The 14,935-nt window shown below is 70.5% G+C and carries 12 protein-coding genes; 5 read left to right on the top strand and 7 right to left on the bottom strand.

The features are described 5' to 3' along the window. Positions 1–206 precede the first annotated feature (206 nt). Both GJR97_RS12115 and GJR97_RS12120 read left to right on the top strand, forming a co-directional pair. Positions 207–2,522: an immune inhibitor A domain-containing protein gene (locus GJR97_RS12115; protein ID WP_324613447.1), complete on the top strand. Its 2,316-nt coding sequence runs from the start codon at positions 207–209 to the stop codon at positions 2,520–2,522. Positions 2,523–2,643: 121 nt separating this feature from the next. Then, entirely contained in the window at positions 2,644–3,699 is a 1,056-nt protein-coding gene (locus GJR97_RS12120) for a DUF389 domain-containing protein (protein ID WP_229276230.1), read from the top strand. A 7-nt stretch (positions 3,700–3,706) separates the two neighbouring features. Here the strand turns inward: GJR97_RS12120 and GJR97_RS12125 are convergent, their stop codons facing one another. The 7 genes from GJR97_RS12125 to GJR97_RS12155 form a co-directional block, all read right to left on the bottom strand. Further along, positions 3,707–3,910, bottom strand: a complete 204-nt coding sequence (locus GJR97_RS12125) for a hypothetical protein (RefSeq protein ID WP_154346726.1) — start codon at positions 3,908–3,910, stop codon at positions 3,707–3,709. Between the two features lie 125 nt (positions 3,911–4,035). After that, complete coding sequence (locus GJR97_RS12130; protein ID WP_154346728.1) at positions 4,036–5,502, bottom strand: sulfatase family protein; 1,467 nt, start codon at positions 5,500–5,502, stop codon at positions 4,036–4,038. Then, complete coding sequence (locus GJR97_RS12135; RefSeq protein WP_154346730.1) at positions 5,502–7,073, bottom strand: sulfatase-like hydrolase/transferase; 1,572 nt, start codon at positions 7,071–7,073, stop codon at positions 5,502–5,504. Before GJR97_RS12135 ends, GJR97_RS12130 begins: the two co-directional genes overlap by 1 nt. A gap of 7 nt (positions 7,074–7,080) precedes the next feature. Next, positions 7,081–8,103 (bottom strand): aliphatic sulfonate ABC transporter substrate-binding protein, encoded by a 1,023-nt coding sequence (locus tag GJR97_RS12140; RefSeq protein ID WP_154346732.1) that lies wholly within the window; start codon positions 8,101–8,103, stop codon positions 7,081–7,083. Positions 8,104–8,170: 67 nt separating this feature from the next. Beyond that, positions 8,171–8,989, bottom strand: a complete 819-nt coding sequence (locus GJR97_RS12145) for an ABC transporter ATP-binding protein (RefSeq protein ID WP_154346734.1) — start codon at positions 8,987–8,989, stop codon at positions 8,171–8,173. Continuing rightward, the gene (locus GJR97_RS12150; RefSeq protein ID WP_229276231.1) at positions 8,986–9,867 is read right to left on the bottom strand and encodes an ABC transporter permease; all 882 of its coding nucleotides are present in this window, start codon (positions 9,865–9,867) and stop codon (positions 8,986–8,988) included. The genes GJR97_RS12145 and GJR97_RS12150 overlap by 4 nt, the downstream gene beginning before the upstream one ends. 49 nt (positions 9,868–9,916) lie before the next feature. Then, complete coding sequence (locus tag GJR97_RS12155; protein WP_154346736.1) at positions 9,917–11,149, bottom strand: ROK family transcriptional regulator; 1,233 nt, start codon at positions 11,147–11,149, stop codon at positions 9,917–9,919. A 226-nt stretch (positions 11,150–11,375) separates the two neighbouring features. On the opposite strand from GJR97_RS12155, the gene GJR97_RS12160 reads away from it, so the two are divergent. From GJR97_RS12160 to GJR97_RS12170, 3 genes are all read left to right on the top strand, one after another. Then, the gene (locus GJR97_RS12160) at positions 11,376–12,710 is read left to right on the top strand and encodes a family 43 glycosylhydrolase (RefSeq protein ID WP_229276232.1); all 1,335 of its coding nucleotides are present in this window, start codon (positions 11,376–11,378) and stop codon (positions 12,708–12,710) included. 79 nt (positions 12,711–12,789) lie between these two features. Further along, positions 12,790–13,677, top strand: a complete 888-nt coding sequence (locus GJR97_RS12165) for a bifunctional helix-turn-helix transcriptional regulator/GNAT family N-acetyltransferase (protein WP_154346738.1) — start codon at positions 12,790–12,792, stop codon at positions 13,675–13,677. Positions 13,678–13,709: 32 nt separating this feature from the next. Next, positions 13,710–14,891 (top strand): amidohydrolase family protein, encoded by a 1,182-nt coding sequence (locus GJR97_RS12170; protein ID WP_154346740.1) that lies wholly within the window; start codon positions 13,710–13,712, stop codon positions 14,889–14,891. Positions 14,892–14,935 lie beyond the last annotated feature (44 nt).

A 14,935-nucleotide genomic window follows, 5' to 3' on the forward strand; every position in this document is an offset into this window, starting at 1 on the left:
GTCGCACGAATCGCCGCCCGAGACCACCCGGGTGGATGATTCGTGCGACTTCGCCGTTTCCGGGCGACGGATGCTGCGACATCCGACTGCCCGATTCGTGAGGCTTCGTCAAGACCCTTCCATGCTCTTCCCCCTGTCCGGGGGACGTGTTAGCGTCCGTCTCACTTGCCCGGGAATCCCGGGCGATTTCCCTGTAAGGAGAGCACGTGAAGCAACGCACGCGCGGATGGCTCGCTGTGACCGCAGCGAGCGCGACGATGGTCGCCGGAGCCGCCTTCGGACCGGCCGCGATCGCCGCCCCCGCGACCGATTCCCCTACCGACTCGACCGCAGCCGCCGAGGCGCGACCCGACAACCGCCCCGGCCCGCTGACCCAACGACAGGACGAGCGCCGCAAGGCGGCGCAGGAGCTGATCCTGTCCGGCCAGGCGGCGCCCGGCGACGACGGCGTCGTCCAGCTTGCGGAAGACAAGTACTACCAGGCAGCCGTCAGCGGCTCGGGTCGCCTGTTCACGATCCTCGCCGAGTTCGGCGACCAGGGCAGCGGCAAGCTCGGCACGACGCCCGGCCCGCTGCACAACGAGATCGCCGAGCCCGACCGCACGGTCAACAACAGCACGCACTGGCGCGCCGACTTCGACACCGCCTACTACGAGGACCTCTTCTTCGGCCCTGAGGACTCCATGGCCGACTTCTACTCGAAGCAGTCCTCGGGGAACTACACCGTCGAGGGCGAGGTGAGCGACTGGGTGCAGGTGCCCGGCAACGCCTCGACCTACGGCGACAACAGCGTCGAGGACGACGGCGGCGCGTGGCAGTTCATCGCCGACTCCGCCGACGCGTGGTACGCCTCCCGCATCGCCGACGGCGCGACCCCCGACGAGGTCGAGGCCGAGCTCGCCTCGTTCGACGTCTGGGACCGCTACGACTTCGACGACGACGGGAACTTCGACGAGCCCGACGGCTACCTCGACCACTTCCAGGCCGTGCACGCCGGCGAGGGCGAGGACGCGGGCGGCGGCGCCCAGGGCGACGACGCGATCTGGTCGCACCGCTGGTACGTCAACTCGACCGACTTCGGCCAGACCGGTCCGATGGTCGGCGACACGCAGGTGAAGTTCGGCGGTACCCGGATCGGCGACTCCGGCATCTGGATCGGCGACTACACGGTCGAGCCCGAGAACGGCGGCCTCGGCGTCTTCGCGCACGAGTACGCCCACGACCTCGGCCTGCCCGACTTCTACGACACCGCGGGCGGCGAGAACTCGACGTCGTTCTGGACCCTCATGTCCAGCGGCTCGTGGCTCGGCGAGGGCGGCGACGACATCGGCACCACGCCGAACTACATGGGTCCGTGGGAGAAGCTCCAGCTCGGCTGGCTCGACTACGCGGTCGTCGACCAGGGCGCCGGCGACGCGGGCGAGTTCACGCTCAGCCCCGCGGCCCGCCAGGTCGCCGACCAGGAGCAGGCGCTCGTCATCGACGTCCCCGACGCGGGCATCACGAGCGAGTACACCGCACCGAACTCCGGTTCGCACGCCTGGTGGACCGGCAGCGCCGACGACCTCAACACGACGCTGACGCGCACGCTCGACCTGGCCGGCGTGCGCTCGGCCACCGTGACGGCCAAGGCCTGGTACGACATCGAGGCCGGCTACGACTACCTCTACGCGGAGTACTCGGTCGACGGCGGCGCGAACTGGACCCAGGTCGGCAGGCCCCTCGACGGCTCGTCGAACGGTCGTTGGTCGAACCTCCGGTACAGCGTGCCCGGCGGCAGCGAGGTGCAGTTCCGGTTCCGGTACCAGACCGACGGCGGCGTGCACTACGCCGGCGCGTTCCTCGACGACATCGTGATCAAGAGCGGCGGCACCACGCTGCTCACCGACGACGTCGAGTCCGGCGAGAACGGCTGGACCGCCGCGGGCGACGGCTTCACGATCAGCACCGGCACCGAGACGAGCGAGGGCGACCGCTACTACCTCGTCGAGAACCGCACGTACGTCGACTACGACGCCACGCTCGAGCACGGCCCGTACCAGTTCGACAAGGGCCTCACGGCGCCCGACCACGTCGAGCACTTCCCGTTCCAGGACGGCATGCTCGTGTGGGCGATCGACGAGGCGTACGGCGACAACAACACCATCGAGCACCAGGGGCACGGCCTCGCGCTCCCGGTGGACGCGAACCCGGTCAAGTTCGCCTACGAGGACGGCACCGGGCCGAGCAACCGGCGCCAGCCGTTCGACGCCACCTTCGGCCTGCAGGCGATCGACGCGGTCACCCTGCACAAGGAGGTCCTCGTCGGCAAGGGCAGGAGCCAGTCGGTCGACTACATCGGCGCGGTGGGCTCCGACGGGACGACGCAGCAGACGGCCACCTTCACGGACGCCGACGCGAACGCGTTCTTCCACTCGTCGAACCCGCTCGGCGGCGTGATCGTCGCCGGGCACGGCGTCGAGGTCACCGTGACCTCGCAGGTCACGGGCGGCACGATGACGATCCACGTCGTCAACCCGTGAGCTGACGCACACGTCGTCCCCAGCGGATGACACGCGAGGGCCCGTCTCCATCACGGAGGCGGGCCCTCGTCGTACGCTCTGCTCAGCGCCCCGGAAGCGGGCGCCGATCGAGGAGCGAGCCATGTCCCAGCCCCTGCCGGCGCAGCCGTCGCCGGAGCACGGACCCGTCTACCCGCCTCCGCCCTCCGATGCGCTCAACCGCATCGAGGACATGCGCGAATCGGTGTTCCTCGACGGGCCGAAGCGCCGTCGCAAGATCCAGCGCTTCTGGATCCTGCTCTCGCTCTCGTCCGTGATCGCCGCGGCGGGCGTCGTGGGCGACTCGACGGCGACCGTCATCGGCGCCATGATCGTCGCCCCGATGATGCTCCCGATCCAGGGCACGATGCTCGCGACCGTGCTCGGCGACCGGCGCAACCTGACGCTGTCGCTGCTCATGATGATCGGCGGCGCGGCGGCCGCGATCGCGATCGGCTACGCGGTCGGACTGCTGGCGGCGAGCCCGATCACCGAGCAGACGAACTCGCAGGTCGCGGCCCGCGCCACGCCGGGCCTCATCGACCTGCTCGCCGCGCTCGCGACGGGAGCGGTCGGCTCGATCGCGCTCGTCCGCAAGGACATCTCCGACACGCTGCCCGGCGTCGCGATCGCGATCTCGCTCGTCCCGCCGCTCGTCGTGGTCGGCATCGCGGCCGAGTCCGGCGACCTCGGCAGCTCGATCGGCTCCCTCATCCTGTTCATCGCGAACGTCGCGGCGATCCTCGGCACCGGCGTGGTGATCATGGCGATCTACCGCGTGCAGCGATGGGGACGCATCGGGCACCAGACCCCGCCCCCGGGGACGAAGGCCGTGAACCGCAAGCGGTCGAACATCGCGATCGCCGGGATGCTGGTTCTCGTCGCGATCCCGCTGAGCGCGTCGACCTGGATCACGACGACCCTGAACACGCAGCAGGCGACGATCACGCAGGCGGCGAGGGCGTGGGCCCTGACGAGCAACCTCGACGTGATCTCGGTCGACTACGTCTCGGCGCTGTCGTACCTCGTGCGCATCACCGGCGGCGAGCAGGCACCGGAGGTCGCGGACCTCACCGATCGGCTGACCGCGGCCGGCGTCGACCCGTCGACCGTCGACGTCGAGTGGATCCCGTCCGTGCGGGTGAACGCGGGCGACTGATCCGGCATCAGTGCGCGCTGCGCGCACGGCCGAACTGCAGTCGGGCGAGCAGGCCCGCGCCGGGGGTGCCGCGGCGAGGCGCGGCGACGCGCTCCGAGCGCGCGAGCGCTCGACGCTCGGCGGCGACGCTGCGGCGCTCCGCGACGAGCTCGGCCGTGCGCTGGTCGTGCTCGGTCATCTGCTGTGCGAGGAAGCCGTGTGCGAGGTCCATGATCCCGATCCCTTCGTGAGGTGGCTGACCACCTGCACTCAGGTTCCTCGCTGAGGTGGGCCCCGCGTATCGGGCGGGTGTCCTATCTTGGGCCGCCGCAGCGCCCCGGGCGGGCCTGAGGTACCTCAGGCGCTCGCTCGCACCACCGGACCGGCGGGCTCCACGAGGCCGGCAGGCCGCGGCTGGCTCGGGTGCGGAGCATCCCCCAGCCGCGACTGCTCGAGCCACATCGCCCGCTCGAGCTCTTCGCGGACCTCGCGGTAGGCCGGGTCGTTGGCGACGTTCCGCAGTTCCTCGGGGTCGCGCTCGAGGTCGTAGAGCTCCCACTCCGGCGGGTAGGTGAACGGCCCGGTGCCGGGCAGGCCGAGCCCGTCGTTGTAGTAGTAGATGAGCTTGTAGCGGTGCGTTCGGTAGCCGTAGTGGGCCGGCGCCTTGTGGAACGCGTCGTCGTGCTCCCAGTACCGGTAGTACATGCCGTCCGCCGGCGGCGACAGGGGCGACCCGACGAGGTCGGGCCAGAAGCTGCGACCCTGCATGCGCGGATGGGCGGGCACCCCCGCGGCATCCAGCAGCGACTGCGCGAAGTCGACGTTCGTGACGATGCCGTCGAAGACGCGGTCGCCCTCGAGCGCGCGCGGGTAGCTGAGCAGCATCGGCATGCGCAACGACTCCTCGTACATGAACCGCTTGTCGAACCAGCCGTGCTCGCCGAGGAAGAAGCCCTGGTCGGAGGCGTACATGAGCAGGGTGTCGTCGAACTCGCCGCGCGCGCGCAGCCGGTCGATGACCCGGCCCACGTTGTCGTCGACGGATGCCACGCACGCGAGGTAGTCCTCCATGAAGCGCTGGTACTTCCACAGCGCGAGCTCCTCGTAGCCGAGCCCCTCGGGCGGCGAGACCTTGAGGTCCTCCTCGTTCAGGTTCTCGGCGAGGCGCATGAGCGCCCGCCTGGTCGACGACGACCGGGTGTCGTAGTCGTCCCAGAACGTCGACGGCACGGGGACCGCATCGCGGAACCGCTCGAGGTCCTCGGGCTTCGGCTCCCACGGCCGGTGCGGCGCCTTGTGGTAGATCAGCACGCACCACGGGTCGTCGCCCTCGAGGGAGTCGAGCCAGTCGAACGCGAGGTCGGTGATCCGGTCGGTCGCGTAGCCCTCGACGATGCGCTCGCCCTCGGCCGACAGGAACAGCGGGTCCCAGTACTCCCCCTGTCCGTCGTGGCCGACGAGGATGTCCCAGTAGTCGAAGCCCTCGGGCGTCGAGCCCGCGTGTTCGCCCATGTGCCACTTGCCGATCATCGCGGTACGGTAGCCGGCGGCCTTCAGCTGCGAGACGAACGTCGGCTGGCTCGCGTCGATCGGCGTGACGAGCGTCGAGACCCCGTTGACGTGGCTGTACGTGCCCGTCAGGATGGACGCCCGGCTCGGCGAGCACAGCGCGTTCGTCGCGAAGCAGTGGTCGAAGCGCCATCCGTTCGCCGCGATCTCGTCGATGCGCGGCGTCGCGTTGAGCACCGAGCCGTACGCGCCGATGGCCTGCGATCCGTGGTCGTCGGTGAGGATCATGACGATGTTCGGGCGGCGGGCGGTCATCAGGCGGACCGCCGTTCGGGGTCGGCCACGGGCACGGGGGCGACGGATGCCACGGGCGCCGCGGCATCCGCTCGCTCGACGGCCTGGTACGTCGTCTCGTCGAGGCCCGACTGGGTCGGGTCGTAGTCGACCTCGCCGACGTCGTACATCGTCGTCATCCAGTGGTAGAAGTTGTCGCCACGGTCGCGCAGCAGCCCGTAGAGGCGCTGCATCATCGTGTTCCGGACCTCCCGCATCTCGGGGTGCTCGTAGACGTTGAGGAGCTCGTCGGGGTCCCGTTCGAGGTCGTACAGCTCGTTCACCGAGTCGGGGTTCACGACCAGCTTGTACCGGTCGTTGCGGAGCATCCGCTGCGGGTACGGGAAGTGGTGACCGTGGAACTCGCAGACGATGTCGTCGGCCCACTCCGGCTGCTCGCCGGCGGCGAGCGGCACCAGGCTGCGGGAGTCGACCGCGGGGGACGGGTCCAGCCCTGCGAGTTCGAGGATCGTCGCCGTGCAGTCGAGCAGGCTCACGAACTCGGAGCGGACCTGACCGGCCGGACCGCCGGGGATCCGCAGCAGGCCGGGCGTGCGGTAGATGTCCTCGTACATCGCCGGCCCCTTGTCGTGCAGCCGGTGCGCGCCCGTGAACTCGCCGTGGTCGCACGTGAAGAAGACGGCCGTGTCGTCGACGAGCCCGAGGCGCTCGAGCGCGGCCATGACCCGCCCGATCTGCTGGTCGATCAGGGCGACGTAACCCCAGTAGACCGCGATGAGCTTGCGCGTCACCTCGATCGGCATGGTGTCGAAGGTCCAGTGCGCGCTGTAGTTGCGCTGCACCGGCGGCTTGCCCTCGAAGGTCTCGGCGATCGACTTGGGCAGCTCGATGTCGGCCGGGTCGAACATGTCGAAGTACTCGTTCGGCACGATGTACGGCAGGTGCGGCCCGAAGAAGTTCAGCTCGAGGAAGAACGGGGTGCCGACGCGGTCGGCGTCGGCGGCGTACCGCTCGAGCAGTTCGATCGTGCGCGTCGCGAGGTAGTACTCGAAGGTGGCCTCCACCGGCTGGTGGAGCCGGGCAGCCAGCAGGTTGCCCGGCCCACCGTTCGGCAGGGTGCCGCGGATGCGATCGCTGATCGCGTACGGCGGCAGGTCGTGCTCGGCCAGGTAGCCGAGGTAGTCCTCGTTCTCCACGGGGTTGTGCCATCCGGGAAGGTCGGGGCCGTCGAAGCCGAAGTCGGCGGCGTCCTTCTCGGTGCCGGCGTGCCACTTGCCGACGAGTCCCGTGTTGTAGCCCTTCTCGCGCAGCGCCTCCACGAAGGTGAAGCTGCCCTCGGCGAGGTCCTCCAGGTAGCCCACGTTCCGCTCGTGGTTGGCGAGCACGCGGTGGCGGAAGGGGGCCTGGCCGGTCAGCAGGCTCGCGCGGGCCGGCGTGCAGATCGCGGTCGGCGTGTACCAGCGGTCGAAGCGCGTGCCCGTGCGGGCCAGCTCGTCGAGCACCGGCGTCGCGGCCATCGCGTTGCCGTACGCCCCGAGCGTGTCCGCCCGGTGCTGGTCGGTCATGAGGAAGAGGATGTTGCTCGGCTTCATGGCTGGACTACTCGCCTGCCTGGAGGAACAGGTCGCCGGTGTAGAACGACGACGGCTCCGCGACCTCGGTCAGCTTGCCCGCTGCGACGAAGTAGTCCTGCATGCCGTTCAGCCACGAGTCGACCGTGCCGTCCTCGGTGAGGGTGTCGAGCTCCTCGAGCGAGAGCACCTTGTTGTTCGCGGCGTCTGCGGCGACGGCCTCGGCGTCGAGCGCGTTGTAGGCGGCGGTCAGCTCGACGGCCTCGTCGGGGTTCTCGTAGCGGAACGTGATCGCGTCGCGCAGTGCCTTCAGCACCCGGTCGACTTTCTCGGGCTCGTTCTCGACGACGTCGTTGCCGGCCACGAACGCGGTCGGGAAGGCGACGGTCTCCTCGAAGTCGGAGTTCTGCGCGATCTCGACGAGGTCGGGCACCTGCTCCTTCACGGTCGCGAGGGCCGGGTACCAGAAGCCGGCGCCCTGGACCTGGCCGGACGCCAGCGCCGACACGATCGCCGACGGCTCCATGGGCACGAGCTCGATGTCGTCCTTGGTCATCCCGGCGTCCTCGAGGGCGAGCGTCAGGATCATGTCGCCCGAGGTGCCCTCGGGGACCGCGACGGTCTTGCCGCGGAGGTCCTCCATCGAGTCGTTGCCCGGCTGGCCGACGACGCGGTCGGACTGGCCGAGGGTGTTCATCGCGATGATCTGCGCCTCGCCGCTCGCCGGCAGCCAGAAGGCGCCCGGGCCGATGTAGCCGAAGTCGAGGTCGCCCGTGCCGAGCGCCTGGATCTGCAGTGGGCCGTTGGTGAACGACGGGGTCTCGACGTCGAGCCCGTACTTCGCCCAGTACCCCTGGTCCTCGGCGATGGCGAGCAGGCTGGTGCCGTTGAAGTCGGGGATGTACCCGAAGTTCACCTCGATGACGTCGTCGTACTCGCTCTGCGCGGCGGCCGAGTCGCTCGATCCGCCGTCCGAGGCGCATCCGGTCGCGAGGAGGGCGACGGCGGCGCCGACGGCGGCCGTGCCGAGGAGCTTCCTGGAAAATCGCATGGCTGTGCTTCCCTTCAGTGGGTGTGGGGGTGATTCCGGTGCTGGATGGGTGGGGGCGGGCGCCGCGTCAGTGCGACGTGGCCCCGGCGGCGACGCCGGGTTCCTGGTGGTACACCGCGTGCCAGACGCGGTTGCGCAGTTCCCCGAACTCGGGGCTCAGGCGCACGTCCTCCGTGCGGGGGTACGGGAGGTCCACGTCGATGACGTCGTAGATCCGGCCGGGCCGGGCGGCCATGACGACCACCCGGTTGGCGAGGAACACGGCCTCGTCGACGTCGTGCGTGATGAACATGACCGTCCGCTTCTCGCGGCTCCACGTGTCGAGCAGCTGCTCCTGCAGCTTCACGCGCGTGAGGGCGTCGAGTGCGCCGAACGGCTCGTCCATCAGCAGGATCGAGGGATTGACGGCGTAGGCGCGGGCGATGGCGCACCGCTGCTTCATGCCGCCGGAGAGCATCTTGGGCAGGGCGTCGGCGAACTGCTGGAGTCCGACCATCTCGATGAAGTGCTCGGCCCGTTCGCGGCGCTGCGCCTTCGGCACGCCGTTCACCTTGAGCCCGAACTCGACGTTCTTCCGCACGGACAGCCACGGGAAGAGCGCGTACTGCTGGAAGATCACCCCGCGCTCCGGACCGGGCCCCGACACGGCTCGCCCGTCGACGAGCGCCTCTCCCGAAGTGGGCGTCTCGAGCCCGGCGAGCACGTTCATCAGGGTGGACTTGCCGCATCCGGACGGCCCCACGACGGTGACGAACTCGTTGTCGGCGATGTCGATCGAGACGCGATCGAGGGCGGTGAACTCCTCGCCCTTGAGCGGGAAGGTCTTCGTGACCTCGCGGACGGAGATCTTCGCGTCGGTGGCCGTCGCGGGGTTCGTGGTGGTCATCGTCGTTCCTGCCATCCGGTCAGCTTGGTTTCGGCGAAGAGGAGCAGGCGGTCCATGACCAGGCCGAGGATGCCGATCAGGACGATGCCCACGAAGATGGTCGCCAGGTCGTAGTAGATCTGCGCCTCCTGCATCCGGCGCCCGAGGCCGGCCTGCGCGGCCAGCAGCTCGGCGGCCACGAGCGTGGCCCACGCGGAGCCGAGGCCGACGCGCATGCCCACGAGGATGAACGGCGTCGACGCCGGGACGACGACGCGGGCGAAGATCGTGCCGTCCTTCGCGCCGAGGACGCGCGCCGCGTTGATCAGCGTCCTGTCGACGCTCACGACGCCTTGGTACGTCGAGATCACGCAGGCGAGGAACGCGGCGAGGAAGATGACGACGATCTTCGGGATCTCGCCGATGCCGAGCAGCACGAGCACGAGCGGCAGCAGCGCGAGCGGCGGGATGGTGCGGAAGAACTGGATCCACGGCTCGAACAGCCCGCGGGCCACGGTGTACCAGCCCATCAGGAAGCCGACCGGGATGGCTGCGGCCGAGCCGAGCAGGAAGCCGGCGAGCACGCGGCCGAGACTCGCGAGGATGTCCTCCTGCAGGATGCCCGCGTTCCACAGCTGGACCGCCTTCTCGACCACCTCGGGCGGGGTCGGCAGCTGGAAGCCGTTCAGGGCGAGGAGCCACCAGATCGCGATGCCGCCGATGATCGAGACGGCGTTCAGGATCAGGAGCTTGGTGCGCGTGCCCATCCCGCCAGAGCGGCGTCGGCGCGGGCGGCCGCCGTCGTCGTCGACCGCGGTGATGGCGCTCGTGCGCATGCCGTCGACCACGACCGCGGTGTCCTCGGTGCCGGTGACCGGCTGTTGCGATTGCTGTTCCATCGTGCTCATCCGCGCCATGGCGCGACCTCGTCTCGTGTGGGGGTGGCGTTCACCGTGCGCTCCTTTGCTGCTGAACGGGTTCGGCGGATGCCCCGGCGTCGGGGTACCCGGCGAGGAGTGGGGACTGGTGGAAGATCGCGGCGATCGCGCCGAGGGCGCCATCGCTGTCGCGGAGCTGGGCCGCGCGCACGATGTGCGGCTGGTCCGAGGGGATCGAGTACAGCTCGTAGCGGAGCGTCGCGGCGGCCTGCTCGACGAGTACGGGCGCGATGCGGACGATCTCGCCGCCGATCACGACCTCACGCGGGTTGAGGGTCATCGCCGCCGCCCCGAGCACACGGCCGACCGTCGATCCGACCTCGCGGAGGACCGCGTCGACGGCGGGGTCGCCCTTGGCGACGGCCGCGGCGAGGTCGGCGAGGTTCTCGACGTCGGCACCGGCCTCGCTGCAGGCTCGGAGGATGGCGGGGACCGAGGCGATGGTCTCGAGGCATCCGCGCTTGCCGCACCGGCACGCCGCGCCCGAGGGGTTCGCCGTCACGTGGCCGAGCTCGCCGGCGAAGCCGCGCGACCCGGTGACGAGTCGGCCCGACACGACGAGCCCACCGCCGACGCCGTCGGACAGGCGCAGGTAGATGAGGTTGTCGACCGCGTCGGGGCGGCTGATCGCCTCGGCGAGCGCGGCGAGCCGGGTGTTGTTGTCGACCACGACCGGGGCGCCGAAGCGCTCGGCGAAGGCCCGGTCGACGCCGTCGGGTGCGAGCTGGTTCTTCCAGCTGACGGCGGGCGTGCCGGCGCGGGCGCCCGTGTAGGGACCGGGGACGCCGATGCCGATCGACTGCAGCGCACCGAAGTGCACGCCGGTGTCGCGGCTCAGCCGGTCGATGAGGTCGAACGCGATCTCGAGCCGCTCGGCCCAGGGCGGGTCGTCGTCGTAGCGCTCCACGCCCTGCGCGATGATCTCGTGCGACGCGTCGGCGACCGCGACGTGCACGCGGCGGTGCCCGAAGTCGACGCCGAGGAACTGGCCCGAGTCGGGGTCGAGGGCGAGTCGCTCGGCGGGGCGGCCGCTGCCGGCGCGGGTCGCGGCATCCGTGTCGGCGACGATGATCGCGCCCCGTTGGAGGAGGTTCGCGGTGATCTCGGAGAGCGTCGTGCGGCTGAGGCCCACGCGCTTGGCGAGCTCGCCGCGGCTGAGTGCGCCGTGGGCCCTGAGGGCCGCCAGCACCCGCTCCTCGTGGGTCCGCCTCACGAGGGCGTGGACTCCGGTCGTCGTCGACATGCCAGCAACACTCTCAACGCCGAATTTTTCCGTCAACAGCCCGACAGAAAAACTTCTCGGATCTGTCAGAGCACCGTCAGAAACGGACGATCGGCTCCCGGACGTTCTTTCCGACGGTCCGTTGACGGAAAAATCCCGCCTCCGTAGCGTCCCTCAGCACGGGTCGGCCCTACGGCCCGACGGGCCGTCGCCCACGATGCGCCCATGTCTCAACGAGGGAGATTCGATGATGAACAACTCCGAGATCGGAGCGCGCCTGGGACGACGGGCGTTCCTGGCCGGGGTCACCGGCGCGGTCGCAGCGGCGACCCTGCCGATGACCGCAGCACAGGCGACTCCAGCGGCGAACGCGTCGGGCGACGCCTTCCCGTCGAACTGGCCGGATCCGGAGCCCTACGGCATCGCCGACACGCGAGTGGACCTCTGGCTGCGGGAGGACAACTCGTTCATCCTGCCGCTCGAGCACCGCCCACGAGACCCGGCGAACCGACATGTCTGGATGCGCGACACGTACGTCAACTGCTTCGTGGTCGACGGCAGGCCGTTGTACGTCGCGACCGGCACGACGCGCGTGCCCGGACTCGATCGAGCGGCACCGTGGAATGACGGCATCTTCGTGTGGACGGCCCCGTCGCTTCGCGGACCGTGGCGACTGGCCGACACGACCGCCATCCGGCCCGGCGCCGAGCGTGGCAAGGTATGGTCGCCCGAGTTCGTCGACGAGAACCGCCCAGGGCGCACGGTCGTCGCCCCGTGGCAGGAGTACTGGTACGACGCACGGTTCGGCAAGCGGGGCCAGGTCTGGGCGCCGGAGCTCCACTACTTCAAGGACACCTGGTACATCGTCGCGTGCATGGGCGATCACTCGCAGAAGGTCGGCTCATTCATGCTCGTGAGCGAGGGCGGCATCGAAGGCCCGTACCGCGTGGTCGAGGGCAACCTCGAGAAGCCGTTCGGCGACCCCTTCGTCGGCGGGCCGGCGTTCATCGCGCCCGGCGCGTACCACCACATCGACGGCAGCATGTACACCGAGGGCGACGATGCGTGGCTCGTGCTGCACAACGACGAGTATGCGAAGTTCCGCGATGACATGGAGGACATCGTCCCCTCGACCGGCCTCTCGGAGTTCCAGCAGACGCCCTACTCGCCCGAGCCGTACCTCGAGGGCGCCTACGTGTTCAAATACGGCGGGAAGTACTACCTCATGCACGCCGCATGGGACCGCACGTCCGTCGCGGCGGACGGCAGCGCCCGGTATGCGTACGACCCGCCGGCGCCGGGGAGAACCCAGTACCAGTACGACGCCGTCGTCGCCGTGGCGGATTCGTTCGAGGGCCCCTACTCAGCTCGGTGGAACGCAGGGGTCGGGGCCGGACACAACAACCTCTTCACGGACCACGGCGGCAAGCCCTGGGCGACCTTCTTCCGCAACCCGAACGCGGGATACTGGTCTGATCCGTCACGGATCGACGATTCGGCCGTCCCCGGCGTGGTGCGGATGGAGTGGACGGGACCCGAAGGGAACCGCCTCTACGTGCAGCGCCGGCCCGGCCAGGACTGAGGCGTCGAACGCGTGCCGGAGCGCGTATCGCGCGCTCCGGCACGTGCACCTCCGCAGTTCTCTGACTAGAGTCAGAGATATGGACGACATCGCCAGGGTGCGGCAGTTCAACCGCACGGTCACCGAGCGGATCGGCGCGCTCGACGACGGGTACCTCTCGCGCGGCCGGCCGCTCGGCCAGTCGCGACTGCTGTGGGAGATCGGCGCCGCGGGCGACCGCGGTGCCCAGCTCCGCGATCTGCGCGAGCGGCTCGAGCTCGACAGCGGGTACCTCAGCCGGCAGCTCCGCGCGCTCGAGGCCGACGACCTCGTGCGCGTCGAGGCCTCCCCCGGCGACTCGCGGGTCCGCGTCGCGCGGCTCACGCCCGCCGGAGTCGCCGAGCGCGCCGAGCTCGACCGGTCGTCCGACGCGCTCGTCGGCGGCATCCTCGACCCGCTCACCGAGCGGCAGCGCGAACGGCTGCTCGCCGCGATGGACGAGGTCGGCCGTCTCATGACCGCCTCGGCCGTCGAGGTCCGGTGCGTCGACCCGGCCGATCCGTCGGCCCGCACGAGCGTCGCCGCGTACTTCGCCGAGCTCGCCTCGCGCTTCGACATCGGCTTCGACCCGGCGCGCACTCGGCCCACGCCCGACGACGAGTTCCGCGAGCCGAACGGCACGTTCCTCGTCGCGTTCCTGCACGGCGAGCCGGTCGGCTGCGTGGGCCTCAAGCTGCACGGCGACGAACCCGCGGAGGTCAAGCGGCTCTGGGTCGCGTCGAGCACGCGCGGTCTCGGCTTGGGGGCGCGGCTGCTTCGCGAAGTCGAGGCAGCGGCGGTCGCGCTCGGGGTGGGCGTCGTCCGGCTCGACACGAACCGCACCCTCACCGAGGCGATCGCGATGTACCGCTCGCACGGCTACGTCGAGATCCCCGACTTCAACGGCGAGCCGTACGCGGACTTCTGGTTCGAGAAGCGCCTCGGGTAGTCGCCGCGACCGGATCGCGAGAGGATCGCGGCATGGGCGCGGACACCGTGCAGCACCTGGCCGAGGCGATGGAGCGGATGCCGCTCGTCGACCACCACGTGCACGGCATGCTCCCCGACCCCTCGGAGGCCGACCTGCTCGCGGCCTTGACGCAGGCCGAACCGCCTCCGAAGAGCGCTCACGTGTTCGACAGTGCACAGGGGTTCGCGCTGCGCCGGCACTGCGCGCCGCTCCTGGGGCTGCCGCCCTTCGCGAGCCCCGATGACTACCTCGCCGCCCGGCGCACGCTCGGCTCGGACGAGGTCGCCCGCCGACTCCTCCGCGCCTCCGGCATCGCCGCGTACCTCGTCGACGACGGCCACCGCCCCGACCTGCTGATGGCGGACGAGCGGATGGCGCGACTGGCCGGCGCTCCCACGCACCGCGTCGCTCGGCTCGAGACCATCGCCGAGGCCGTGCTCGCGCAGAGCGCGTCGGGCGCCGAGTTCGCCGAGCGGCTGGAACCCGCGCTGGAAGCGGCCGCCGCCGATGCGGTCGGCTTCAAGACCGTCGCCGCGCATCGGTGCGGGCTCGACCTCGATCCGTCGAAGCCGACCGCGATCGAGCTGCGCTCCGCGGCCGACGCGTGGTTCGCCGAGACCGCCGGCCACGCAGCATCCGCCCACCCCGCGGCATCCGCCCGCCCGCGCCTCACCGACCCGACGATCATCCGCCACCTCGTCTGGTGGACGCTCGAGCGCGGGGCGGTGCTGCAGGTGCACGCGGGCTTCGGCGACGCCGACCTGGTGCTCGAGCGGGCGAACCCGGCGCGCATGCAGGCGCTCGTCGCGGCGACGGCGGGCACCGGCGGGCGCATCGCCTTCCTGCACTGCTACCCGTACGTGCGCGAGGCGGGCTGGCTCGCCCACGTGTTCCCGCACGTCTTCCTCGACGTCGGGCTCGCGGTCGGCTTCCTCGGCGCGAACGCCGACTCGGTCGTCCGCGACGCGCTCGACCTCGCGCCGTTCTCGCGCGTGCTGTTCTCGACCGACGCGTGGGGCGTTCCCGAGCGCGTGCTGCTCGGTGCACGGCTGTGGCGGGATGCCGCGGCACGCGTGCTCGGCGGACACGTCGAGGACCACGGCTGGCCGATCGACGAGGCGATCCGCGTCGCGGAGGGCATCGCGTGGCGGAACGCCGAGGCGGTCTACGTTCGGGCGTTCGTCGAGGCGTGACCCGCTCGGGGACGTCCGGTCGCGGCGGGCGCGCGCTACATTGA

Origin of the sequence: Agromyces kandeliae, assembly GCF_009674665.1 — a bacterium.
In the GTDB taxonomy this organism is placed as follows: Bacteria; Actinomycetota; Actinomycetes; order Actinomycetales; family Microbacteriaceae; genus Agromyces; species Agromyces kandeliae.